Below are 22,509 nucleotides of genomic sequence, written 5' to 3'. Positions count from 1 at the left end.
GTAAAGGAGCCAAGCATGTGGCCTGAAGTGGGCCACATGGCCTTGATCATGGCGGCCTGGGTTGCCGTGCTGCAAGCGGTGCTGCCGCTGTGGGGCAGCTTGTCGGCACGGCGTGCGGGCTGGCAAGCGCTGGCGCGGCCTTTGGCGGTCTTGCAACTGGCACTGATCGTGTTGGCCTTCGGGGCCTTGTGGCACGCGTTCTTTGTGCATGACTTCAGTGTCAAGTACGTGGCCCACCACTCCAACACCTTGCTGCCCACGCCGTACCGCCTCTCGGCCATCTGGGCCGGGCACGAAGGCTCGCTGCTCTTGTGGGTGTTGATGCTGGCGCTGTGGTCGGTGGCCGTGGCCACGTTTTCCAGGCGCTTGCCGCAGGCTTTGGTGGCGCAGGTGCTGGGCGTGATGGGCGCGGTGTCGGTGGGTTTTCTGGCCTTTATCTTGGCGCTGTCTAACCCGTTTGCGCGGCAGTTTCCGGCGCCGTCCGAGGGACGCGATTTGACGCCTTTGTTGCAAGACCCGGGTCTGGTGATCCACCCGCCCATGCTCTACATGGGCTATGTGGGTTTGTCGGTGGCTTTTGCGTTTGCCATGGCGGCGCTGCTGTCGGGTCGGCTCGACGCCGCCTGGGCGCGCTGGGCGCGGCCTTGGACCGTGGCGGCCTGGGGCTTTTTGACGCTGGGCATCGCTTTGGGTTCGTGGTGGGCTTATTACGAACTGGGCTGGGGCGGCTGGTGGTTTTGGGACCCGGTGGAAAACGCCTCGCTCATGCCGTGGCTGGTGGCCACGGCGCTCATCCATTCGCTCATGGTCACCGACAAGCGCGGGCAGTTCAAAGCCTGGACGGTGCTCTTGGCGATTGGCGCGTTTTCGCTGAGTTTGCTGGGTACCTTCCTGGTGCGCTCGGGCGTGTTGACCTCGGTGCACGCTTTCGCCACCGACCCGGGGCGGGGCGTGTTCATCTTGCTGTTTTTGGTCGTGGTGGTGGGCGTGTCGCTGGCGCTGTTTGCCTGGCGCGCGCCGCAGTGGGCCCATGCTTCTCAACCCGTGGCCGGTTCGCGTGAATCGTTTTTGCTGCTCAACAGCGTGCTGCTGGTGGTGGCCATGGCGGCGGTGTTGCTGGGCACTTTGTACCCGCTGATCATCGACGCGCTGAACCTGGGCAAGCTCTCGGTCGGTCCGCCGTATTTCGACCGCGTGTTCGTGCCGCTGATGGTGCCGCTGCTCTTGGCCATGGTGCCGGGCACGGTGGTGCCCTGGCATGTGGCGCGCTGGGCGGCGGTGCGCTCGGTGCTGGTGCCGGGGGCTTTGGCGCTTTTGTTGGCCAGTGCCTGGGCCACTTGGGGTGGCGCACCGATCACAGAGGGCAGCACGACCAACGCAGGCGGCTGGCTCACGGTGATGGGCGGCACGCTGGGCGGCTGGATCGTGCTGTCGGGCGCTTGGCAAATCGTGCAGCGCTGGCGCCTGCCCGGATCACCGGGCTTGGCGTGGTGGGGCATGCAGGTCGCGCACCTGGGCGTGGCGGTGCTGGTGCTGGGCATCACGGGCGTCAAGTCCTTTCAGGTGGAGCGCGATGTGCGCCTGGGCCTGGGCGACTCGGTCACGGTGGCCGGGGTACGCTACCAGCTCATCGGCGTGGACAACCACCTGGGGCCCAACTATTTGGCCTTGCGTGCGCAGATAAAGGTGTTCGAAGGCGAGCCGGGTAACGAGCGTGAAGTCGGCACTTTGCGGCCCGAAAAGCGCCGCTATGTGTCCAGCGCCATGCCCATGACCGAGGCCGCGATCGACCGCAACCTCTGGCGTGATCGTTATGTGTCTTTGGGCGAGCCTCTGGCGGGGGAGCCGCCGCAGTGGAGTTTTAGGGTCTACCACAAGCCGTTTGTGTCGTGGATCTGGCTGGGCGCGGTGTTCATGGTGCTGGGGGGTGGTTTGGCAGCGTTGGATCGGCGCTACCGGCAAGCATCCTCATCAGCCCGTGCACCCAGCGCGCATGCCGACAAGGGCGCGCGCGTGTCAGCGCTTCCAGGCGCTGCGCCTCCCGCTTTGGGGTCGGCAGCTGTGACCAAAGGTGCCGTGACATGAGCGCGCCTTCTGCCAATGCCCCCGGCCAGCGCATGCCGCGCTGGGTGTTTACCCCGCTGGCGCTGTTTTTGGGCATGGTGGCGTTTTTGGCCGTGGGCCTGACGCGCAACCCGCAAGAGATTCCTTCGCCGCTCATCGGCCGACCTGCGCCGGCATTCCAGTTGCCGGTGGTGGGCGGGCCGGGCGTGTTCAACGCGGCGCAATTCAAAGGGCAAGTCACACTGGTCAACCTGTGGGCCACCTGGTGCGCGGGTTGCAAGGATGAGCACCCGATCTTGATGGCCTTGTCGCGTCAGCCGGGGCTGCAGATGCTGGGCATCAATTACAAGGAGTTGCAGGCTTCGGAACTGTCGGGCCAGGACCCGCAAAGCGCCGAAGCCTTGCAAAAAGCCACGGCCCGCAGCCAGGCCTGGCTGCAAAAAAATGGCCAGCCCTTTGGCGTGAATCTGCTCGACATGGATGGCCGTGTGGGCATGGATTTTGGCGTGTACGGTTTGCCCGAAACCTACCTGGTCGACCGTGCGGGCGTGGTGCGTTTCAAGCATGCCGGGGCCTTGACGCCCGAGGTGGTGCAGCACCAATTGTTGCCGCTGCTCAGGAGCTTGCCATGACGCGCGTGCTGCTTTCTTGGGTCATGGTCAGCTTTGGGCTGTGGGGCAGTTGCGTGGGGGCGCAAGTTCCGGCTGCTGTGGCCCATGGTGGGGTCGCCATGGCGCAGGTGCAGGCGGCTTTGCCGAATGCGGGCGCAGCGGTGGCGGCGCACCCCGACGCGCCCATGTCGGATGCCGTCAAGGCGCGTTGGGACCACATCGCAGCCGAGTTGCGTTGCCTGGTGTGCCAGAACGAATCGCTCGCCTCGTCCAACGCCGAGTTGGCGGTGGACCTGCGGCGTGAGGTGCGCAGCCTGATCGAGCAAGGCCAAAGCGATGCCGACATCCGCAGTTTTCTGGTCAGCCGTTACGGTGACTTTGTGCTCTACAAACCTGAGGTCAAGCCCGTCACCTGGCTGCTGTGGTTTGGTCCCTTTGCCCTGCTGTTGGGCGCTCTGGCCGTGGCTTGGCGCTGGATGCGCCGCACCCCGGCTGCGCCTGAGCCCCTGACCGATACCGAACGCGAGCGCGTTCGTCAACTGCTGGAGTCCTGATGACATTGGTGCCACCTGGCTGGGGTCTGTTGTTCGCCTTGTTGTTGCTCGGTGCCTTGGCCGCCTGGGTCTTGCACCGTGGCCTGAACAAACAGGCGGGCACTACAGCCGATGCCGAGGCGTTCATGGGCAGCGATGTCCAGGCCGCGGCCCACCGTCGCATCCAGCAGCAGCACCTGATCGATCTGGACCATGCCTTGGCCGAAGGCCGCTTGAACACGGCCCAGCACGCCGCCGCACGCGACGAGGTGCTGCGCCATGTGTTGGCCGACGCGGCGCTGGCGCAGGGCGCGAGTCCCGTGGTCACAACGCCTGGGCGCTGGCTCTGGATCGTTGCGGCCCTGGTTTTGCTCAGCGGCCTGAGCTACCTGCAGCTGGGTGCACCGCAGACCTGGTGGCCCATGCCATTGAGTCAGCGTGTGCAGATCACCGCCACCACACCCGCACAACTGGCCGAACAAACCCGCGTTTGGCAACAAACCACACAACAACGCCCGGAGGATGCCGAGGCCTGGCTGACCCTGGCGCGTTTGCATGCCGCGCAACACGCGCACGCGCAGGCCGAGCAAGCCCTCGCGCGTGTGTTGACTTTGTCGCCCGAGCCCGATCTGTGGATCGAGCGCGCGCAGATGAAAGCCTTGAACGCAGGGGGTGTGTACGCCGGGGCGCCCTGGCAGTGGATTCATGAGGTGTTGCGCGTGCAGCCGATGCACTTGAACGCCTTGGTGCTGGCCGGCAGTGCGGCCTGGTCTGAAAAACGGCATGCGGCGGCGCAAGGCTATTGGCAACGTGCCTTGAGTCTGGTGCCGCCCGAGAGCGAGGCAGCGCAAGGCCTGCAGCAAGCCTTGGCGCAAGTGATGCAAGTGGCGGAGATGGCGCAGGCAGCCCCAAGTGCATCGGCACCGTCTGCCTCTTTCGTGGGCGATGCCCAGCCGGTCATTCGGGGTGAGGTGCGTGTCTCGCCCGAGGTGCAGGGCCAGATCGCTGCAGGCGCCACCTTGTTTGTTTATGCCGTGGCTGAAGAGGGCTCGCGTCGTCCCGTGGCCATCTGGCGCGGCACGCCCACATCCTGGCCGGTGCCCTTTGCATTGAGCGACAGCATGGGCATGGGTGCACCCCCGGTCTTGTCATCTCTGGCGCAAGTGCGCTTGGTGGCCCGCATCTCCAAAACCGGCTCGGCGCAGAAGCAAGAGGGTGATTTTCAGGTGGAGTTGCCCGGTGTGAAGACAGGCGTGCAAGGCGTGGTGCTTCAGATCACCGGTCGCTGACGTTCTTCGTGCGAGCGAGCCCCTCGTAGGTCGGACCTTCAGGTCCGACATCGGCCTGCTGTGGTGCGCGAGCACGTCGGGGCAGAAGCCGCCGACCAGCCCATGCCATGACTCAACCCTGACGCAGTTTCCGCGAATGGCTGTGCACCGCCTCGACCAGCGCCGTCACATGCTCGGGGGGGGTGTACTGGCTGATGCCGTGGCCCAAGTTGAAGATGTGGGTGGGTCCGGTTTGGGTGGTGTCGGTGTGCGGCTTGCCAAAGCTGTCGAGCACCCGGTGCACCTCGGTGGCAATCTGCGCGGGCGGTGCAAACAGGATGTTCGGGTCGATGTTGCCTTGCAGCGCTTTGCCGGGGCCGCCGACTTCGCCACCGACCAAGGCGCGGGCGCGGCCCAGGTTCATGGTCCAGTCCAGGCCCAGCACGTCGCAGTTCAAATCCGCCATCTCGGGCAGCCAGAGGCCCCCGCCTTTGGTGAACACGATGCTGGGGATGCGCTGGCCGTTGTGCTCGGTTTTCAATTGGCTCAGCACGCGGGCGGTGTAGGCCAGGCTGAACTGCTGGAAAGCCCCATCGGCCAAGACGCCGCCCCAGCTGTCAAACACCATCACCGCTTGGGCGCCCGCTTCGATCTGGGTGTTCAGGTACAGGGCCACGGCGTCGGCGTTGATGGCCAGGATGCGGTGCATCAGGTCGGGGCGGCTGTACATCAGGGTTTTGACGTGGCGGTAGTCGTCCGAGCCTGCGCCCTCGACCATGTAGCACGCCAGCGTCCAGGGGCTGCCGGAAAAGCCGATCAGCGGCACGCGGCCGTTCAGCGCCTTGCGAATCGATGTCACGGCATCGAACACATAACGCAGCTTGTTCATGTCGGGCACGGCCAATTCGGCCACAGCGGCTTCGCCCCGCACATTCTTGGCAAAGCGCGGGCCTTCGCCTTGTGCGAACGACAGACCCAGGCCCATGGCGTCGGGCACGGTGAGGATGTCACTGAACAAGATGGAGGCGTCGAGCGGGTAACGCTCGAGCGGCTGCAGGGTGACTTGGGTGGCGTAGTCGACGTTGGTGGCCAGGCCCATGAAGCTGCCGGCCTTGGCGCGGGTGGCGCAGTACTCGGGCAGGTAGCGCCCGGCTTGGCGCATGAGCCAGACGGGGGTGTGGTCGGTGGCCTGGCGCAGGCAAGCGCGCAGGAAGGTGTCGTTTTGAAGGGGAGCGAATGCCGAGGACGCGCTGGAGGTGTGGGATGCCATGAAAGAACCTGAAGTCAAGGCGTCCATTGTCTCAGGCCATCGAGCCAGGGTCCAGCAAATCCAGCGCCATGGATGGCTTGTGGTGCCGCATCACAACAGGGCATGCCTGAGCAGACCCAGCACCACACAAGCGGCCAGCACGCGCACCACGCTGTAGCCTTTCCAGACCAAGGCCCAGATGGCCAAAAAGGTCAGAGCGATTGCGCTCAGATCCGGCAGCATGTGCCAGCCGCCCGGCAGCCAGGTCTGGCGTGCGAACACACCCGCCAGGTGCAGGATCACGCCGATCACGGCGGCCGTGATGCCTTGCAAAGGCCCGGCCAATGAGGGCATGTGCCGGGTCGATTCGACCAACGGGCCGCCCGCCATGATGAACACGAAGGAGGGCAGAAAGGTGAACCAGGTCACCACGCAGGCGGCCACGACCCCGCCCAGCAGCGGATGGCCGAACAAGGCCTGGCCGTGTCCGCCCAGGAAACCGACAAAGGCCACCACCATGATCAGCGGCCCGGGTGTGGTCTCACCCAAGGCCAGACCATCCATCATTTGCGCGGCCGTGAGCCAGCCGTACTGCACCACCGCCGCTTGCGTCACAAAAGGCAGCACCGCATAGGCCCCGCCAAAGGTCAGCAAGGCCGCTTGGGTGAAAAAGCCGCCCATTTGCGTGAGTGTGTGGCCCACCCCAAAGGCCGCAGCGATCAGGCCCAGGCTCAACGCCCACAAGCCCACGCCGATGGCCAGAGCGCGCCACAGTCGCTGCGGGCTGTGGTGGGTGTGTGCAGGCTGTGCAGAGTGGTCGCCGAGCCAGGCCGAGGTGTCGCTGGATGGTGCATCTGAGCTTGGCTGCGTGCTGGGGCCAGGCGCGTCGGGCCGGTGGCGCGCCATGTAAAAGCCCGCCGCCGCTGCGGCCACGATGATCACGGGAAAAGGCAGCCCCCACAAAGTGCCCAGAAAAGACAAAGCCGCCAGCACCCAGAGCCAGCGACTTTTCAGTGTGCGCTTGGCCATGCGGTGAGCGGCCTGCAGCACCAGCGCGGTCACCGCAGGCTTGAGTCCCCACAGCAAGGCTTGTCCCCAGGGGTGCTGGCCCCAAACGGTGTAAGCCCCGCTCAGCACGATCAGCAGCAGCAAAGAGGGCAGCACAAACAGCGCACCCGCCGCGATACCGCCGCGTGTGCCGTGCATCAGCCAGCCGGTGTAGGTGGCCAGCTGCTGCGCTTCGGGGCCGGGCAGCAGCATGCAGTAATGCAGCGCGTGCAGGTAGCGTTTTTCAGAAATCCAGCGGCGTCGCACCACCAGTTCTTCGTGCATCAGGGCGATCTGGCCTGCAGGGCCGCCAAAGCTGACGCAGCCCAGCCAGAACCAGAAGCGCAAAGCCTCCCTGAAGCTGACCGGGGCGGTGTGTGCGGGGCTTGTCGGCATGGTGTCTTGGTGTCTTGGTGTGCGCTGCTCATGGCAGGCCAAATTGTTCGCGAAACGCCTGGGCGAAAGCCGGTGAGCCACTGATGCTCAAACTCAAGGCCATGGCTTGCTGTTCGGCCCCGAAAGGGAGATGCAAGGTGCCCGTGGTCGGGTCGAATTTGGCGGGAAGGGGCAAGCCCGGGTGAGCGTCGCCTTGCACCGTCACTTGCAGGTCAAAGTCCCAGTTCGCGCCGTCTTCCAAAGGGCCAGGGCCTCGCGCGTCAAACCGGTGGCACCAAGCCAGAACTTGGGCCACTTCAGCCAGCAGGGCACTGTTGTAGTGGGGGGCGGGCTGCGCCAAGGCATCCCAGCACACCACGCCCTCGGCGTCTTCGCTGCAGTCAAAGTCCAGCAATTGCAAATTCATGGCGCCCTTGTCCGAAATCGCACCCATTGTCGCCGCAAGCCCACAGGCGCTGACAGCGCACTTGTGCTGGATACATTAATCAATGTTTTGCTTAAATTTTGTGCAAAAAATCCAGAAATAAGGGCTTGTCTGTATACAGAAAGGCGGTCGTTGGTGGTTTAATGCCATTTTTGCCAAATACCCCATGCCTGCAACCGCCGTTCACGATCATGACCACGATAGCGCCGAGGAGGGCGGCTCGCAAGCCGTCAAGGCGCAGCAGCGCCTGCGTGAGCTGATCCTGGCGGGTGACCTGCCTGCCGGCAGTCGGATTGCCGAGTTGGCCCTGGTCGAGCGCTTGGGCATGTCACGCACCCCGATCCGGGCGGCTTTGATGCGTCTGGGGCAAGAGGGGTTGCTCGAAGCCTTGAGTGGCGGTGGTTATGCGGTGCGCACGTTCTCGGAGCGCGAGGTGGCCGATGCCATCGAGTTGCGCGGCACGCTCGAAGGCCTGGCCGCTCGGCTGGCGGCAGAGCGGGGCGTGCGCCCCGTGGTGTTGCGTCAAGCGGGTGAATGCCTCGACCAGATTGACCAGCTCTTGCGGCAAGCGGCGTTGGACGACGAGAGTTTCTCCAGTTACGTGCGTCTGAATGGCCGCTTTCACAAATTGCTGGCCGAGATGGCCGACAGCGCCGTGCTGGCCCGCGAGATCGACCGGGCATCGCGCTTGCCTTTTGCGTCGGCTTCCGGTTTTGTGGGGGTGCAAGCCCACAGCCCCGATGCCCGCGACATGCTGGTGGTGGCGCAGCACCAGCATCGGCAGGTGCTGGACGCGATTGCGCAGCGCGAGGCCGGTCGTGCCGAATCGATCATGCGAGAGCACTCTCGCCTGGCGCGGCACAACCTGGGGCTGGCGCTGCGCAATCCACAGCCCTCGACCACGCCCGGCGTGCAGCTCATCCGCACGCCCAAAGGCGACAAGATTTTTTCACGGTGAGTTTTTTCCATTTCACTTTTCAACACCAGGAGACAAGCATGCAGAAACGATTTTTCCTTCGCGCCATCGCCTGCGCAGCGGTGGCTGCCAGCGCCACCACCGCCATGGCGCAAGACAAATTCAAGATCGGCCTGATTCTGCCCATGACCGGCCCCTTTGCCTCCACCGGCAAACAGATTGAAGCGGCAGCGCGCCTGTATATGGCACAAAACGGCGACATGGTGGCGGGCAAAAAAGTCGAGTTGATCGTGAAAGACGACACCAGCGCCCCGGACGTGACCAAGCGCATCGCGCAGGAAATGGTGGTCAACGACAAGGTCAGTGTGCTGGCCGGTTTTGGCTTGACGCCGCTGGCTTTTGCCACAGCCCCGATTGCGACCCAATCCAAAACCCCCTTGGTGGTGATGGCGGCTGCTACTTCCAGCATCACGCAGGCCTCGCCCTTCATCGTGCGCACCAGCTTCACCTTGCCGCAAGCGGCGGTGACCATGGCCGACTGGGCACCAAACAACGGCATCAAGAAAGTCGTGACTCTGGTGGCCGACTACGGTCCGGGCATCGATGCTGAAAAATTCTTCAAAGACAGCCTGATCTTCAACGGCGGTCAGGTGCTTGACACCCTGCGAGTGCCCATGCGCAACCCGGACTTTGCGCCTTTCCTGCAAAAAGTGCGTGACCTGAAACCCGACGCGGTTTACGTGTTCGTGCCGTCCGGCGCAGGCGCGGCCTTGATGAAGCAGTTTGCCGAGCGCGGCCTGGACAAGGCGGGCATCAAGCTGATCGGTACCGGTGACATCACCGACGACGACATCCTCAACAGCATGGGCGATGTGGCCAATGGCGTGGTCACGGCGCACCACTACTCGGCTTCGCACAACTCGCCGCTTAACAAAAAATTTGTGGCGGCTTTTGAGAAGGCCAACAACGGCCTGCGCCCCAACTTCATGGCGGTGGGCGGGTATGACGGCATGCGCGTGATCTACGAAGCGGGCAAGGCCACCAAGGGCGCGGGCGGTCAGGCCTTGCTGGACGCGATGAAAGGCCAGGTCTTTGAAAGCCCTCGTGGCCCGATGTTCATCGACGCGCAAACCCGCGACGTGGTGCACAACATCTACATCCGCAAAGTGGAGAAGGTGAACGGCCAACTCTACAACCAGGAATTTGCAACCATCAAGGACGTGAAGGACCCGGGCAAAGCCAAGTAACGCAACTGACTTTTGCAGGCGCTTGCCTGCAAGCCCAAGTCAGCAGTGACTCTTGTCGTAGGAGCTTGCCTGCAAGCGATGCCTTGCAGACCCGATGCAGCGCCATTGGCAGCAGGTCGGCCCCTACAAAATAGCCATCGCTTCCAGGCAAACTCCCACAAAGGAGCGTGTCTGAGTGGCCTTTGAGAACCCGACACGCACGACATGTTGACCATCCTTTTCGACGGCGTTGCCTACGGCATGCTGCTTTTCATCTTGGCCGTGGGCCTGTCCGTGACCATGGGTCTGATGAACTTCATCAACCTGGCGCACGGGGCCTTTGCCATGGCCGGGGGCTATTTGACGGTGGTGCTGATGCAGCGCTGGGACTTGCCCTTTTTGCTGTGCCTGCCCATCGCTTTTGTAAGCACGGCCTTGCTGGGCGCGGTGCTCGAGCGCACGCTATACCGCCACATGTACAAGAAGCCCCACCTCGATCAGGTGCTTTTCTCGATAGGTTTGGCTTTCATGTCGGTGGCCAGCGTGGACTATTTGATGGGCTCGCAGCAGCAGATCATGCAGCTGCCTGACTGGTTGCGGGGACGCACCGAGCTGTGGGACGGGGCGCTGGGGATGGGCCACTACCGCCTGTTCATCATCGCGGTGTGCGCGGCGCTCACCGTGGGCTTGCAATACGTGCTGGCCAAAACCCGATTTGGCAGCCGCTTGCGCGCCAGCGTGGACGATGCCCGCGTGGCTGCAGGCCTGGGCATCCGTGTGAATTTGATCTTTGCCGCCACCTTTGCCGTGGGCTCGGGCCTGGCCGGTTTGGGCGGGGCCTTGGGCGCTGAGGTGCTGGGGCTGGATCCGACCTTTCCGCTCAAGTTCATGGTGTATTTTTTGATCGTTGTAGCCGTGGGCGGCACCTCGTCCATCACCGGGCCGCTGTGGGCGGCGCTGCTCTTGGGCATTGCCGATGTGGCAGGCAAGTACTACATGCCCAAGCTCGGTTCTTTCGTCGTGTATTCGCTGATGATCGCGATCTTGATCTGGCGTCCGCAAGGGCTGTTTGTGCGCAAGGGGGGCCGTTGAGATGAAGACGCAAATGAACGCGCCAATGAACGCACAACAACAACTTTTATCTTCTGCCCGCATGCGCGGCTGGGAGCCGTTGGTCTGGCTGTTGGCGTTTGCCTTGCCCCTGCTGGCGCCAGGCCATGCCCTCATCGTCAACGAGGTGGCCATCGTCGCCTTGTTTGCGGTCTCGCTCGATTTGGTGCTGGGCTACACCGGCATCGTGTCGCTGGGCCATGCAGCGTTTTTGGGACTGGGTGCTTACGCCTCGGCCTTATTCGCCAAGCATGTGATGCCCGACCCGCTAGTGGGCCTGCTGTTTGGCATGGCCTGCGCCACGCTGCTGGGCGCGCTGTGTTCGCTCACCATCCTGCGTGGCACCGACCTGACGCGTCTGATGGTCACGCTGGGCATGGCCCTGATTCTGATGGAGCTGGCCAACAAACTCGACTGGCTTACGGGCGGCTCGGACGGTTTGCAGGGCGTGATGATGGGCCCGGTGCTGGGCCGTTTTGAATTCGACCTGTATGGCCAGACCGCCGCTTGGTATTCGCTCACCGTGTTGCTGATCCTGTTTGCTTTGGCGGGGCGTTGGGTGCATTCGCCCTGGGGCGCCACGCTCATGGCGGTGCGTGACAACCCGCTGCGCGCCATGGCCATTGGCATACCGGTGCACAAGCGCCTGGCGGTGGTCTACACCGTAGCCGCAGCCTTGGCTGGCGCTGCAGGCGCCTTGATGGCGCAGACCACTGGCTTTGCTTCGCTGGATGTGTTCGCGCTGGAGCGTTCGGCCGACGTGATGCTGATGCTGGTCATCGGCGGCGTGGGCTGGCTCTATGGCGGGGTGGTCGGTGCGGTGGTGTTCAAGCTGATGCACGACGTGATCGCGGGCATCACGCCGCAATACTGGACCTTCTGGATAGGCCTGTTTCTGGTGGTGCTGGTCATGGTCGGGCGCGAGCGTTTGATTCGCCCTTGGCTGTGGTTTGGCCGCGCTGCAGATGAGAAAGGCGGTGCGCAATGAGCCAGCCTGTTGTGCTTAAGGCCCAGGGCCTCGTCAAACAATTCGGTGGCATCACCGCCACCGACAACGTCAACCTTGAATTGTGCTTGGGCGCGCGCCATGCGTTGATCGGCCCCAACGGCGCGGGCAAGACTACGCTCATCAATTTGTTCACCGGCGTCCTCACGCCCACGTCGGGCCGCATTGAACTGCTCGGCGTTGACATCAGTCAGCTCGCCCCGCACCAGCGGGTGCGCCGGGGCCTGGTGCGAACCTTCCAGATCAACCAGTTGTTTGCCAGCATGACGCCTTTGCAGACGCTGGCCATGGTGGTCTCGCAGCAGCGTGGCTTGGGCGGGCGCTGGTGGCCCAAGTTGGGGCAAGACGCTGCCGTGGTCGAGCGTTGCGAGCAATTGCTGGAACTCTTTCGCCTCACCGAAGTGATGCACCAGCGCACCGAGCATTTGGCCTATGGCAAGCGTCGCTTGTTGGAGATGGCCATTGCGCTGGCTTGCGAGCCCAAGGTGTTGCTGCTGGACGAACCGGTGGCCGGGGTGCCTGCGGGTGAGCGCGAAGAACTGTTGCAAACCGTGGCGGCGTTGCCCGCCGAAGTGTCGGTCTTGCTGATCGAGCACGACATGGACCTGGTGTTTGAATTTGCCGACTGCATCACGGTGCTGGTCAATGGCGTGGTGCTGACCGAAGGCACACCCCAAGTGATCGCGGCCGACCCGCAAGTCAAGGCGGTGTATCTGGGGCATGGCGAGGAGGTGGCCCATGGCTGAGTTGTTGAAGCTTGAAAACCTGAGCGCCGGTTACGGCGAAGCCGTGGTGCTGAACGACATCAGCTTTTCGCTGGGCGAGGGCGAAACCTTGGCCCTGTTGGGCCGCAACGGCACCGGCAAGACCACGCTCATGGACACCTTGGCTGGCGCCACGCGCCAGCATGGTGGCCAAATCTTTCTGGGTGGTCAGCCACTGCACAGCTTGTCCTCGCACGAACGGGCAGCGGCGGGCATTGGCTGGGTGCCGCAGGAGCGCAATATTTTCAAATCACTCACGGTGCACGAAAACCTGACTGCCGTGGCGCGGCCCGGGCGCAAGGGGCACACCAGTCGGGCCTGGACGCCTGAGCGTGTGTACGAGATGTTCCCGCGTCTGGCCGAGCGCAAAACCAATCTGGGCACGCAACTCTCGGGCGGCGAGCAGCAAATGCTGGCCGTGGGCCGGGCGCTAGTGCTCAACCCGCGCTTGCTCTTGCTGGACGAGCCGCTCGAAGGCCTGGCGCCGATCATTGTGCAAGAGCTGCTGCTTGCCATTGCCCGCATCACCCGGGAAGAGGGCCTGTCGGCCATCATCGTGGAGCAACACCCGCAAGCGATTCTCAAGATCAGCCACCGTGCGGTGGTGCTGGACCACGGCTGTGTGGTGCACGCCAGCGATGCCGCCAGCTTGCAACAAGCCCCCGAATTGCTTGATCGCCTGCTGGGCGTGGCCCGCCAACTTTGAATTGGAAAGAGAGGACAAGATGTTCATCAAAAACACTTGGTATGTGGCCTGTTCCCTGGCCGACCTGGAGGCGCTGAGCGACAAGCCGCTGGGCCGTACTATTTGCAACGAGCAGATGGTTTTCTTCAAAGGCCCGGACGGCAAGGTTGCTGCTGTCGAAGATTTTTGTCCGCACCGCGGTGCGCCCTTGTCCTTGGGCAAGGTGTGCAAGGGCAAGCTGGTGTGCGGCTACCACGGCCTGGAAATGGGCTGCGACGGTAAAACCGTGCACATGCCCGGCCAGCGCGTGCGCGGCTTTCCAGCCGTCAAAAGTTACGCCGTGGTCGAGCGCTATGGTTTTGTCTGGGTCTGGCCCGGCGACCAGGCCAAGGTCGATGAGGCGCAGATGCCGGTGTTCGAATTCTTCGACAACCCGGCTTGGGCTTATGGCGGTGGGCTGTACCACGTCAAAGCCGACTACCGCCTGATGATCGACAACCTGATGGACTTGACGCACGAGACTTATGTGCACGCCAACAGCATTGGCCAGCCCGAGATCGACGAGACACCTTGCACCACCTCGGTGGAAGGCGACCAGGTCATCTTGCAGCGCCACATGCAAGGCATTCAGGCGCCACCGTTTTGGCAAATGGCCATGAGTGCCAACGGCCTGGACCCCAACGCAAAGGTGGACCGCTGGCAGATTTGCCGCTTCACGCCGCCCAGCCACATTATGATCGACGTGGGCGTGGCCTTGGCGGGCAAGGGCGGTTTTGATGCGGCACCCGAGCACAAGGCTTACAGCGTGGTGGTGGACTTCATCACGCCCGAGACCGAAACCTCGCATTGGTACCACTGGGGCATGGCGCGCCAGTTCAAGCCGGAAGACGCAGCGCTGACCGACAAGATCCGAGTTGGCCAAGGTGGCATCTTCAACGAAGACATGGAAATGCTGCAGTTGCAACAAGCCAACATCAGCAAGTGGCCAGACCGCAAACTGCTCATGCTCAACATCGATTCGGGCGGCGTGCAGTCGCGCCGCATCATTGACCGTTTGTTGGCCTTGGAAAACACCCCCGGAGTGACTGCATGAACACCACAGATTTGACCCAAACGCCGATCGCTGCCGATGGCAGCTTTGAGGTTCAGTTGCAAAAGAGCGGCCAGATTTTTCAGGTGGGCAAAGAGCAGTCGATCTTGAAAGTGTTGCAGGACGCCGGACACGATGTGGCGTTCTCCTGCTCGGAAGGCATTTGCGGCACCTGCCAGACGCGCGTGCTGGCGGGCAAACCTGACCATTGGGACATGTACCTCACGCCCGAGGAACAGGAAAAGGGTGACTGCATCATGGTGTGTTGCTCACGCAGCCAGACGGCGCGTTTGGTGCTGGACCTTTGACACTTGGCCATGATCATTCTTCGCCGTTTTGGCCTCAACGGCTGATTGCTGCGGCATCACCCGCTGTGACCACTTTATCCAGTGGTCAGCCACGCCTGAGAGACTTCCGTGATCAAGGCGAGCGTGGCCTGTTGGGTCAGGGTGGTGGGGCGCAAGGAACTGACGGCTGTTGTGAGCTGAATGGTCAACGCAGGCGCTGACACGGGCCGCACCGTAAAGGCCGAGGGCCGCACCGAGCGCATGACGGCGTTGCGCGACAGGATGGCACAGCCCGCACCGTCCGCCACCAAATCGAGAATGGCGCTCACACCGTCGATTTCCAGCGCGATCTGCGGGTGGCAACCAATTGAGGCCATTTCCGATTCGACATGCATCCGGATCGCATTGGGCCGGGTCGGGATGACCAGGGGCAGTGAAGCCACTTCCTTCAGCGTGATGGGGGGCGGGGGCGGATCTTCCTGCAAGCCGGGCGGGCGGGGCTGGACCAGCAGCAATTCTTCCTGCACCAGCGGTGTGTGCTCGATCCCTTGCAATTGGCTCGGGTTGTAGAGCACGGCAATGTCGAGGCGACCGTTTTGCAGGTTCTCTTGCATGGCGGTGGACAGGCCTTCGCTGATGGACAGTTGGGCGTGGGGCATCTTTTGGCGAAAAGCCCGGGTCAAAGGCACGGTGAGCACCCGCGCCACGCTCGGAGGCAGGCCCAGCGCCACGCGGCCTGTCAGGCCCGTGCGCACCCGGCCCAACTCCTCGCGCGCACGCTCCACCTGGTGGAGGATGCCCCGGCCGTGCTCCAGCAGCAGCAGCCCGGCCTGTGTGGGTGTCGCACCACGCCCGTTGCGCACCAACAGGTTTTGTCGCAGCTCGACTTCGAGCATGCGCACCTGGCGGCTCAGCGCCGGTTGGGCGATGTTCAAGGCCTGAGCCGCCCGGGTGAAACTGCCCAGTTCGGCCACACGTACAAAGTATTCCAGCTGTTTGAGGTCCATGACTGGCCTTTCTGTTGGCTTTATTTTGTCATAGCGATAACTTGGTTATGCAGATTTGTTCTAGCTGGTAGATGGCCTCGGGTCTGTGCGATGGGGGCGTGAAGCTTCACAATCACAGAAGAAATTCGGCATATTGCCTTGTGTAGGTCGGTGGCAACAGCTCCGGCCTGCATCACAGGTGCACTTTGTCGGGGCTGAAGCCGCCGACCTACACGACACCTTCAACGCAGGAACCTGAGATGAGCCAAACGAACCCCTTGATCATTGACGTGCACGGCCACTACACCACCGCCCCCAAGGCGCTGGAAGAGTGGCGCAACAAGCAAATTGCGGGCATCCAGGACCCCGCTTCCATGCCCAAAGTGTCGGACCTGAAAATCAGCGATGACGAACTGCGCGAAACCATCGAGACCAACCAGCTGGCCAAGATGAAAGAGCGCGGCTCGGACATCACCATCTTCAGCCCCCGCGCCAGCTTCATGGCCCACCACATCGGCGACTTCAATGTCTCGTCCACCTGGGCGGCCATTTGCAACGAGCTGTGCTACCGCGTGAGCCAACTGTTCCCTGACCACTTCGTGCCTGCGTCCATGCTCCCCCAGTCGCCCGGCGTGGATCCGGCCACTTGCATCCCCGAGCTGGTCAAGTGCGTCGAACAATACGGCAACGTCGGCATCAACCTGAACCCCGATCCATCGGGCGGCCACTGGACATCGCCGCCCTTGTCCGACAAGGCCTGGTACCCGATTTACGAAAAAATGGTCGAGTACGACATCCCCGCGATGATCCATGTGAGTACCAGCTGCAACAGCTGCTTTCACACCACCGGCGCGCACTACCTGAACGCCGACACCACCGCCTTCATGCAGTGCCTGACCAGCGACCTGTTCAAGGACTTCCCGACGCTCAAGTTTTTGATCCCGCACGGCGGCGGCGCAGTGCCTTACCACTGGGGCCGTTTCCGGGGTCTGGCACAAGAGTTGAAGAAGCCTTTGCTGCAGGACCATCTGCTCAACAACATCTTTTTTGACACCTGTGTCTACCACCAGCCGGGCATCGACCTGCTGACCAAGGTGATCCCAGTCAAAAACATCTTGTTCGCGTCCGAGATGATCGGTGCGGTGCGCGGCATTGACCCCGAAACCGGCCACTACTACGACGACACCAAGCGCTACGTGCAAGCCACGACCAACCTGAACGAGCAAGACCGTTACATGGTGTTTGAGGGCAATGCGCGCCGTGTGTTCAAACGCTTGGACGACCAGCTGACGGCCAAGGGCAAGTAAACGGCGACCTGTCTTCCATCGACTTTGGCCATGCGCGCGCATTTTTTGTCATGCCCGACCTCATCGGGCATCCATGCCTCTGAATCCCCGATCAAGTCGGGGATGACAATTGAAGATTGAACCAGGAGAACTGACCATGTACGAACTCGGCGTTGTTTACCGCAACATCACCCGCGCAGACCGCGCAGCCGCTGATGGTTTGACCGCATTGGGCTCCGCCACGGTGCACGAAGCCATGGGCCGTGTGGGCCTCATGAAGCCTTATATGCGCCCCATTTATCCCGGCGCGCAAGTGTCCGGAACAGCGGTGACGGTGCTGCTGCACCCCGGCGACAACTGGATGATGCATGTGGTGGCCGAGCAGATTCAGCCCGGCGACATCGTGGTCGCGGCCATCACGGCCGAATGCACCGATGGTTACTTTGGTGACTTGCTGGCTACATCGTTCCAGGCGCGTGGTGCACGCGCTTTGATCATCGACGCTGGGGTGCGCGATGTGAAAGAGCTGCAAAAAATGAATTTCCCAGTGTGGAGCAAAGCCATCAGCAGCAAGGGCTGCATCAAGGCGACCATCGGATCGGTGAACATCCCTGTGGTGTGCGCGGGCATGATCGTCAACCCCGGCGATGTGATCGTGGCCGATGACGACGGTGTGGTGTGTGTCCCCGCAGCCCGTGCGGTGCAAACACTTGAGGCGGCGCAAAAACGTGAAAGCTTTGAAGGTGAAAAACGCGCCAAGCTGGCTTCTGGCGTGCTGGGTTTGGACATGTACAAGATGCGCGAGCCGCTGGCTGCTGCGGGTCTGAAGTACATCGATTGATCCACCGTTCGTGGTGGTGCGATGCGCGGCTGCGGCCGTGCATCGCACGAAGCGACAGCGCCTTGCATCCACAGGAGAATCAAAGTGAGCAAACCTACAACAGGTGATTTCACCAAAACCGCAGGCTGGATGGACTGGTACACCGGTCCTTCCAAGCCCGTTTTCAAGGTGCCCGAAGGCGCGGTCGACGCGCACTGCCACGTGTTTGGCCCCGGCGCCGAGTTCCCCTATGCGCCCGAGCGCAAGTACACGCCTTGCGATGCGTCCAAGCACCAGTTGTACGCGCTGCGTGATCACCTGGGATTTGCGCGCAACGTGGTGGTCCAAGCCACCTGCCACGGCGCAGACAACCGCGCCATGGTGGATGCCTTGGTCCACTCGGGCGGCAAGGCGCGTGGCGTGGCCACGGTCAAGCGCAGCGTGACGGACGAAGAAATCCAGGCCATGCACGATGCGGGTGTGCGTGGTGTGCGCTTCAACTTCGTCAAACGTCTGGTGGACTTCACGCCCAAAGATGAGCTGATGGACATCGCCAACCGCATCGCCAAGTGGGGTTGGCACGTGGTCATTTACTTCGAGGCGGTCGATCTGCCCGAGCTATGGGATTTCTTCACCGCACTGCCCACCACCGTGGTGGTGGACCACATGGGCCGACCCGACGTGTCGCTGCCCGTGGATGGACCGCAGTTTGCGCTGTTCCAGAAGTTCATGCGCGAGCATAAAAACGTGTGGAGCAAAGTGTCTTGTCCAGAGCGTTTGTCGGTCACTGGCCCCAAGGCGCTGGATGGTGAGCAGAACGCTTACCAGGACGTGATTCCGTTTGCCAAGCGCATCGTGGAAGAGTTCCCCGATCGTGTGCTGTGGGGGACCGACTGGCCGCACCCCAACCTGAAAGACCACATGCCCGACGATGGTCTGCTGGTCGACTTCATTCCGCACATCGCGCCCACGGCCGAGCTGCAGAAGAAGCTGCTGGTGAACAACCCGATGCGCCTGTATTGGCCAGAAGAAGTGAAGTGATTTTGATGTCATCCCGGGCTTGCCCCGGGATCCATGGATGCCCGCTTTCGCGGGCATGACAACCCCCTGAAAGGTATTCGATGGCTTTAGACAAACCCTACAAAGACGTGCCCGGCACGATCATTTTTGACGCCGAGCAATCGCGCAAAGGCTACTGGCTCAACCAGTTCTGCATGTCGCTCATGAAAGCCGAGAACCGCGAACGCTTCAAGGCCAATGAGCGGGCTTACTTGGACGAGTGGGCCATGACCGAAGAGCAGAAGCAGGCCGTGCTGGCCCGCGATCTGAACTGGTGCATGCGCACTGGCGGCAACATCTACTTCTTGGCCAAGATCGGCGCGACCGATGGCAAGAGCTTCCAGCAGATGGCGGGTTCCATGACCGGCATGACCGAAGAGGAATACCGAAACATGATGATCGCAGGCGGGCGCAGCATCGAGGGCAACCGTTACATTGGCGAAAACGGCAGCGCCCAGGCGCACAACCAGCCCCAAGGCGCAGCCGGGCAACAGTCCAGCGGAGCAGGCAAAAAAACCTAATTGGGGTCAGATCCCGATTATTTTGAGAGAACAAGACATGGCCAAAATCACCGCATCCGTCTACACCTCGCATGTTCCCGCCATTGGCGCTGCCATGGACCTGGGCAAGACGAAAGAAGACTACTGGAAACCGTTGTTCGCGGGTTACGACTTCTCCAAACAATGGATGAAGGACAACAAGCCCGACGTGATCTTTCTGGTGTTCAACGACCACGCCACGGCCTTCAGCCTGGACATGATTCCGACCTTTGCGATTGGCACGGCCGCCGAGTACGCACCTGCCGATGAAGGCTGGGGCCCACGCCCGGTGCCCAAAGTCAAGGGCCATCCCGAGTTGGCTTCGCACATCGCGCAGTCGGTCATTCAGCAAGATTTTGACCTGACCATCGTCAACAAGATGGACGTGGACCACGGCCTGACGGTGCCCCTGTCGCTGATGTGTGGCGAGCTCGATCCGGTGAAAGACGCTTGGCCTTGCCCGGTGATCCCGTTTGCGGTCAACGTGGTGCAGTACCCCGTGCCCAGCGGCCAGCGTTGCTTCAACCTGGGTCAGGCGATTCGCCGTGCGGTCGAGAGCTACGACGAAGACCTGAATGTGCACATCTGGGGCACAGGCGGCATGAGCCATCAGTTGCAAGGCGCGCGTGCGGGCCTGATCAACCGCGAGTGGGACAACGCCTGGTTGGACCAACTCATCAACGACCCAGCGGCTGCCGCTGCCACACCGCACATCGACTACGTGCGTGAAGCGGGCAGTGAAGGCATCGAGCTGGTCATGTGGCTGATCGCCCGGGGCGCGATGAGCGACATCCAGGACGGCCAAGCCACAGGCCCTGCGCCCAAGTTGCGTCACCGCTTTTATCATGTGCCTGCCAGCAACACGGCGGTGGGGCATGTGATACTGGAAAACAGCTGAACTGAATCGTCATTCCCGCGCAGGCGGGAATCCATGAATGCATGGACCCCGGATCGCGTCCGGGGTGACACGTCCACCACATCACTGGAGAACAACATGAGCAAAACCATCAAAGTCGCCCTGGCGGGCGCAGGTGCCTTCGGCATCAAACACCTGGACGGCATCCAGAACATCGACGGCGTGGAAGTCGTTTCGCTGATCGGCCGCGAGTTCGCTAAAACCAAAGAGGTGGCGGACAAATACGGGATTGGTCACGTCACCACCGATCTGAACGAGTCGCTCGCTTTGAAAGAGGTCGATGCTGTCATTCTTTGCACGCCCACCCAGATGCACGCCAGCCAGACCCTGGCTTGCCTGAAGGCCGGCAAGCATGTGCAGGTCGAAATTCCCCTGTGCGACGTGTACAAGGAAGGCCAGGAAGTGCTGCGGGTACAGAAGGAAACAGGTCTTGTTGCCATGGTGGGCCACACCCGGCGCTTCAACCCGAGCCACCAGTGGGTGAACCACAAGATCAAGGCAAGGGAGTTCAACATCCAGCAAATGGATGTGCAGACCTACTTCTTCCGCCGCACCAACATGAACGCGCTGGGCCAGGCCCGCAGCTGGACCGACCACCTGCTGTGGCACCACGCGGCCCACACGGTGGACCTGTTCGCCTACCAGTGCGGCAGCCCCATCGTCAAAGCCAACGCGGTGCAAGGCCCGATCCACCCCACGTTGGGCATCGCCATGGACATGAGCATCCAGCTCAAGGCGGCCAACGGCGCGATCTGCACTTTGTCGCTCAGCTTCAACAACGATGGCCCGCTGGGCACTTACTTCCGCTACATCGGCGACACCGGCACCTATCTGGCCCGTTACGACGACCTGTACACCGGCAAGGAAGAAAAGATCGACGTGTCGCAAGTGGCTGTGTCCATGAACGGCATCGAGCTGCAGGACCGCGAGTTCTTTGCGGCCATCCGTGAAGGCCGCGAGCCCAATTCGAGCGTCGCGCAAGTGCTGCCTTGCTACCAGGTCTTGCACGATCTGGAACAGCAACTCCATGGCTGACAGGCCGTTGAATTGAGCACAGCGCAAACCGAGCGCAACAGTTTGCGCGTGATGGGTCTGGCGGGATTCGCCAGCATGGCCTCGATGCGCCTGTGCGACCCGATGCTGGTGGTGCTGGGGCAGGAGTTTCATGTCACGACGGGTGAGGCTTCTCGCGTGGTCTCGGCCTTTGCCGTGGCTTATGGCGTGCTGCAATTGTTTTACGGCCCGCTGGGCGACCGTTTTGGCAAGTTGCGCGTCATCTCCTTGGCGGTGCTCGCTTGCGCCGTGTTCAGTGCCATCACCAGCATGGCCTCAGACCTGACCTTGCTGGTGGTCATGCGCGGCTTCATGGGTGCGGCAGCGGCAGGCATCATTCCGCTGTCCATGGCCTGGATCGGGGATCAGGTGGCCTATGACCGCAGACAGGAAACCCTGGCCAAGCTGATGGGCTACACCGTCACCGGCATGATGGCCGGCCTGTGGTTTGGGGGCTTTGCGGCAGAACATCTGGGCTGGCGTGCCGCATTTGCGGTGGTGTCCGTACTTTTTGCCAGCGTCGCCTTCATGCTCTGGCGCAAGTTGCGCAGCATGCCGTCAGCATCGTCGGCTGCGAGTGCCAGCAGTTTTGCTGCTTACTTTGCCAACACGTTGGAGATGCTGCGCGTGGCGCGTGTGCGCCAGGTGCTCATCGTCACTGCCATTGAAGGCGCATTGGTCTTTGGTGCCATGGCCTTCATTCCCACCCATTTGCACCAGCAATTTGACATGAGCGTGGTCTTGGCTGGTTCGGTCATGATGTTGTATGGCGTAGGCGGTTTGCTCTACAGCCAATTTGCCAGGCGATGGCTTACCTGGCTGGGCGGGGAACGAGGCTTGGTCAAGACAGGCGTCACTTGCATTGTGTTGGGTCTACTCATTCTTGCTTGGGCGCGTGAGCCAGCTTGGGGCATGTTGGGCTGCTTTGCCACGGGCTTTGGTTTCTACATGCTGCACAACACGTTGCAGGTTCAGGCCACTCAAATGGCCCCCGCTTCACGCGGTACGGCGGTGACCTTGTTTGCGTGCCTGCTGTTTTTTGGTCAGTCGAGTGGCGTCGTGCTCATGGCGCAGAGTGTGGATCGGGACTGGTTGCCTGGCACCCTCAGCTTGGCGGCCATGGGTGTGGCGGTACTGGGATTTTTTGTGTACCGCCTGGTGGGACGGCATTGAT

The 22,509-nt window shown here is 62.2% G+C and carries 23 protein-coding genes; 19 read left to right on the top strand and 4 right to left on the bottom strand.

Annotated elements, in window-relative coordinates:
- Positions 1-15: 15 nt before the first annotated feature.
- From B9Z34_RS03940 to ccmI, 4 genes are read left to right on the top strand one after another with little or no spacing between them, the layout of a single operon-like run.
- A complete protein-coding gene (locus B9Z34_RS03940) occupies positions 16-2,085 on the top strand; it encodes a heme lyase CcmF/NrfE family subunit (RefSeq protein WP_233249397.1) in 2,070 nt (689 codons plus the stop codon).
- Positions 2,082-2,696 carry a redoxin family protein gene (locus B9Z34_RS03935; RefSeq protein WP_233249396.1) on the top strand — a complete coding sequence of 205 codons (615 nt, stop codon included), beginning with the start codon at positions 2,082-2,084 and terminating at the stop codon, positions 2,694-2,696. The genes B9Z34_RS03940 and B9Z34_RS03935 overlap by 4 nt, the downstream gene beginning before the upstream one ends.
- Complete coding sequence (locus B9Z34_RS03930) at positions 2,693-3,229, top strand: cytochrome c-type biogenesis protein (RefSeq protein ID WP_233249395.1); 537 nt, start codon at positions 2,693-2,695, stop codon at positions 3,227-3,229. The genes B9Z34_RS03935 and B9Z34_RS03930 overlap by 4 nt, the downstream gene beginning before the upstream one ends.
- On the top strand, positions 3,229-4,497 hold the full coding sequence (gene ccmI, locus B9Z34_RS03925; protein WP_108426752.1) for a c-type cytochrome biogenesis protein CcmI: 1,269 nt from the start codon (positions 3,229-3,231) through the stop codon (positions 4,495-4,497). Before B9Z34_RS03930 ends, ccmI begins: the two co-directional genes overlap by 1 nt.
- Positions 4,498-4,609: 112 nt before the next feature.
- Here ccmI and hemE read toward each other — a convergent pair whose 3' ends face one another.
- The 3 genes from hemE to B9Z34_RS03910 all read right to left on the bottom strand — a co-directional run bounded on the left by hemE (position 4,610) and on the right by B9Z34_RS03910 (position 7,574).
- Positions 4,610-5,746 (bottom strand): uroporphyrinogen decarboxylase, encoded by a 1,137-nt coding sequence (gene hemE, locus B9Z34_RS03920; RefSeq protein WP_108426896.1) that lies wholly within the window; start codon positions 5,744-5,746, stop codon positions 4,610-4,612.
- 90 nt (positions 5,747-5,836) lie between these two features.
- Positions 5,837-7,168, bottom strand: a complete 1,332-nt coding sequence (chrA, locus tag B9Z34_RS03915) for a chromate efflux transporter (protein ID WP_108426895.1) — start codon at positions 7,166-7,168, stop codon at positions 5,837-5,839.
- Positions 7,169-7,196: 28 nt separating this feature from the next.
- The gene (locus tag B9Z34_RS03910) at positions 7,197-7,574 is read right to left on the bottom strand and encodes a hypothetical protein (protein ID WP_108426894.1); all 378 of its coding nucleotides are present in this window, start codon (positions 7,572-7,574) and stop codon (positions 7,197-7,199) included.
- A 184-nt stretch (positions 7,575-7,758) separates the two neighbouring features.
- Between B9Z34_RS03910 and B9Z34_RS03905 the strand changes: the two genes are divergently transcribed.
- The 8 genes from B9Z34_RS03905 to B9Z34_RS03870 all read left to right on the top strand — a co-directional run bounded on the left by B9Z34_RS03905 (position 7,759) and on the right by B9Z34_RS03870 (position 14,697).
- Positions 7,759-8,550 carry a GntR family transcriptional regulator gene (locus tag B9Z34_RS03905; RefSeq protein ID WP_108426751.1) on the top strand — a complete coding sequence of 264 codons (792 nt, stop codon included), beginning with the start codon at positions 7,759-7,761 and terminating at the stop codon, positions 8,548-8,550.
- A 38-nt stretch (positions 8,551-8,588) separates the two neighbouring features.
- Positions 8,589-9,755 carry an ABC transporter substrate-binding protein gene (locus B9Z34_RS03900; RefSeq protein ID WP_108426893.1) on the top strand — a complete coding sequence of 389 codons (1,167 nt, stop codon included), beginning with the start codon at positions 8,589-8,591 and terminating at the stop codon, positions 9,753-9,755.
- 204 nt (positions 9,756-9,959) lie between these two features.
- Positions 9,960-10,826 carry a branched-chain amino acid ABC transporter permease gene (locus B9Z34_RS03895; RefSeq protein ID WP_108426750.1) on the top strand — a complete coding sequence of 289 codons (867 nt, stop codon included), beginning with the start codon at positions 9,960-9,962 and terminating at the stop codon, positions 10,824-10,826.
- 13 nt (positions 10,827-10,839) lie between these two features.
- A complete protein-coding gene (locus B9Z34_RS03890) occupies positions 10,840-11,832 on the top strand; it encodes a branched-chain amino acid ABC transporter permease (RefSeq protein WP_233249394.1) in 993 nt (330 codons plus the stop codon).
- Entirely contained in the window at positions 11,829-12,596 is a 768-nt protein-coding gene (locus B9Z34_RS03885) for an ABC transporter ATP-binding protein (RefSeq protein WP_108426749.1), read from the top strand. Before B9Z34_RS03890 ends, B9Z34_RS03885 begins: the two co-directional genes overlap by 4 nt.
- Entirely contained in the window at positions 12,589-13,320 is a 732-nt protein-coding gene (locus B9Z34_RS03880) for an ABC transporter ATP-binding protein (protein ID WP_108426748.1), read from the top strand. Before B9Z34_RS03885 ends, B9Z34_RS03880 begins: the two co-directional genes overlap by 8 nt.
- 19 nt (positions 13,321-13,339) lie before the next feature.
- On the top strand, positions 13,340-14,392 hold the full coding sequence (locus tag B9Z34_RS03875; protein WP_108426747.1) for an aromatic ring-hydroxylating dioxygenase subunit alpha: 1,053 nt from the start codon (positions 13,340-13,342) through the stop codon (positions 14,390-14,392).
- A complete protein-coding gene (locus tag B9Z34_RS03870) occupies positions 14,389-14,697 on the top strand; it encodes a 2Fe-2S iron-sulfur cluster binding domain-containing protein (RefSeq protein ID WP_108426746.1) in 309 nt (102 codons plus the stop codon). The genes B9Z34_RS03875 and B9Z34_RS03870 overlap by 4 nt, the downstream gene beginning before the upstream one ends.
- A 74-nt stretch (positions 14,698-14,771) precedes the next feature.
- On the opposite strand, the gene B9Z34_RS03865 is transcribed toward B9Z34_RS03870, so the two are convergent.
- Positions 14,772-15,683, bottom strand: coding sequence for a LysR substrate-binding domain-containing protein (locus tag B9Z34_RS03865; protein WP_108426745.1), 912 nt, complete (start codon positions 15,681-15,683; stop codon positions 14,772-14,774).
- Positions 15,684-15,940: 257 nt separating this feature from the next.
- Here B9Z34_RS03865 and B9Z34_RS03860 point away from each other — a divergent pair, with 257 nt between their 5' ends.
- The 7 genes from B9Z34_RS03860 (at position 15,941) to B9Z34_RS03830 (ending at position 22,508) form a co-directional block, all read left to right on the top strand.
- Entirely contained in the window at positions 15,941-16,969 is a 1,029-nt protein-coding gene (locus B9Z34_RS03860) for an amidohydrolase family protein (RefSeq protein WP_108426891.1), read from the top strand.
- Positions 16,970-17,105: 136 nt separating this feature from the next.
- Positions 17,106-17,789 carry a 4-carboxy-4-hydroxy-2-oxoadipate aldolase/oxaloacetate decarboxylase gene (ligK, locus tag B9Z34_RS03855; protein WP_108426744.1) on the top strand — a complete coding sequence of 228 codons (684 nt, stop codon included), beginning with the start codon at positions 17,106-17,108 and terminating at the stop codon, positions 17,787-17,789.
- 84 nt (positions 17,790-17,873) lie between these two features.
- A complete protein-coding gene (locus B9Z34_RS03850) occupies positions 17,874-18,809 on the top strand; it encodes an amidohydrolase family protein (RefSeq protein ID WP_304481809.1) in 936 nt (311 codons plus the stop codon).
- 80 nt (positions 18,810-18,889) lie between these two features.
- The gene (gene ligA / locus B9Z34_RS03845; protein WP_108426742.1) at positions 18,890-19,348 is read left to right on the top strand and encodes a protocatechuate 4,5-dioxygenase subunit alpha; all 459 of its coding nucleotides are present in this window, start codon (positions 18,890-18,892) and stop codon (positions 19,346-19,348) included.
- A 37-nt stretch (positions 19,349-19,385) separates the two neighbouring features.
- Entirely contained in the window at positions 19,386-20,264 is an 879-nt protein-coding gene (locus B9Z34_RS03840) for a class III extradiol dioxygenase subunit beta (protein ID WP_108426741.1), read from the top strand.
- Positions 20,265-20,360: 96 nt separating this feature from the next.
- Positions 20,361-21,317: a Gfo/Idh/MocA family oxidoreductase gene (locus B9Z34_RS03835; RefSeq protein WP_108426740.1), complete on the top strand. Its 957-nt coding sequence runs from the start codon at positions 20,361-20,363 to the stop codon at positions 21,315-21,317.
- Positions 21,318-21,329: 12 nt separating this feature from the next.
- On the top strand, positions 21,330-22,508 hold the full coding sequence (locus tag B9Z34_RS03830) for an MFS transporter (protein WP_108426739.1): 1,179 nt from the start codon (positions 21,330-21,332) through the stop codon (positions 22,506-22,508).
- Position 22,509: the final 1 nt, after the last annotated feature.

The organism is Limnohabitans sp. Hippo3, from assembly GCF_003063665.1.
GTDB lineage: Bacteria > Pseudomonadota > Gammaproteobacteria > Burkholderiales > Burkholderiaceae_C > Limnohabitans_A.
Note: the sequence above shows the minus strand (reverse complement) of the source record. Positions and strands in the feature narration are given on the sequence as shown.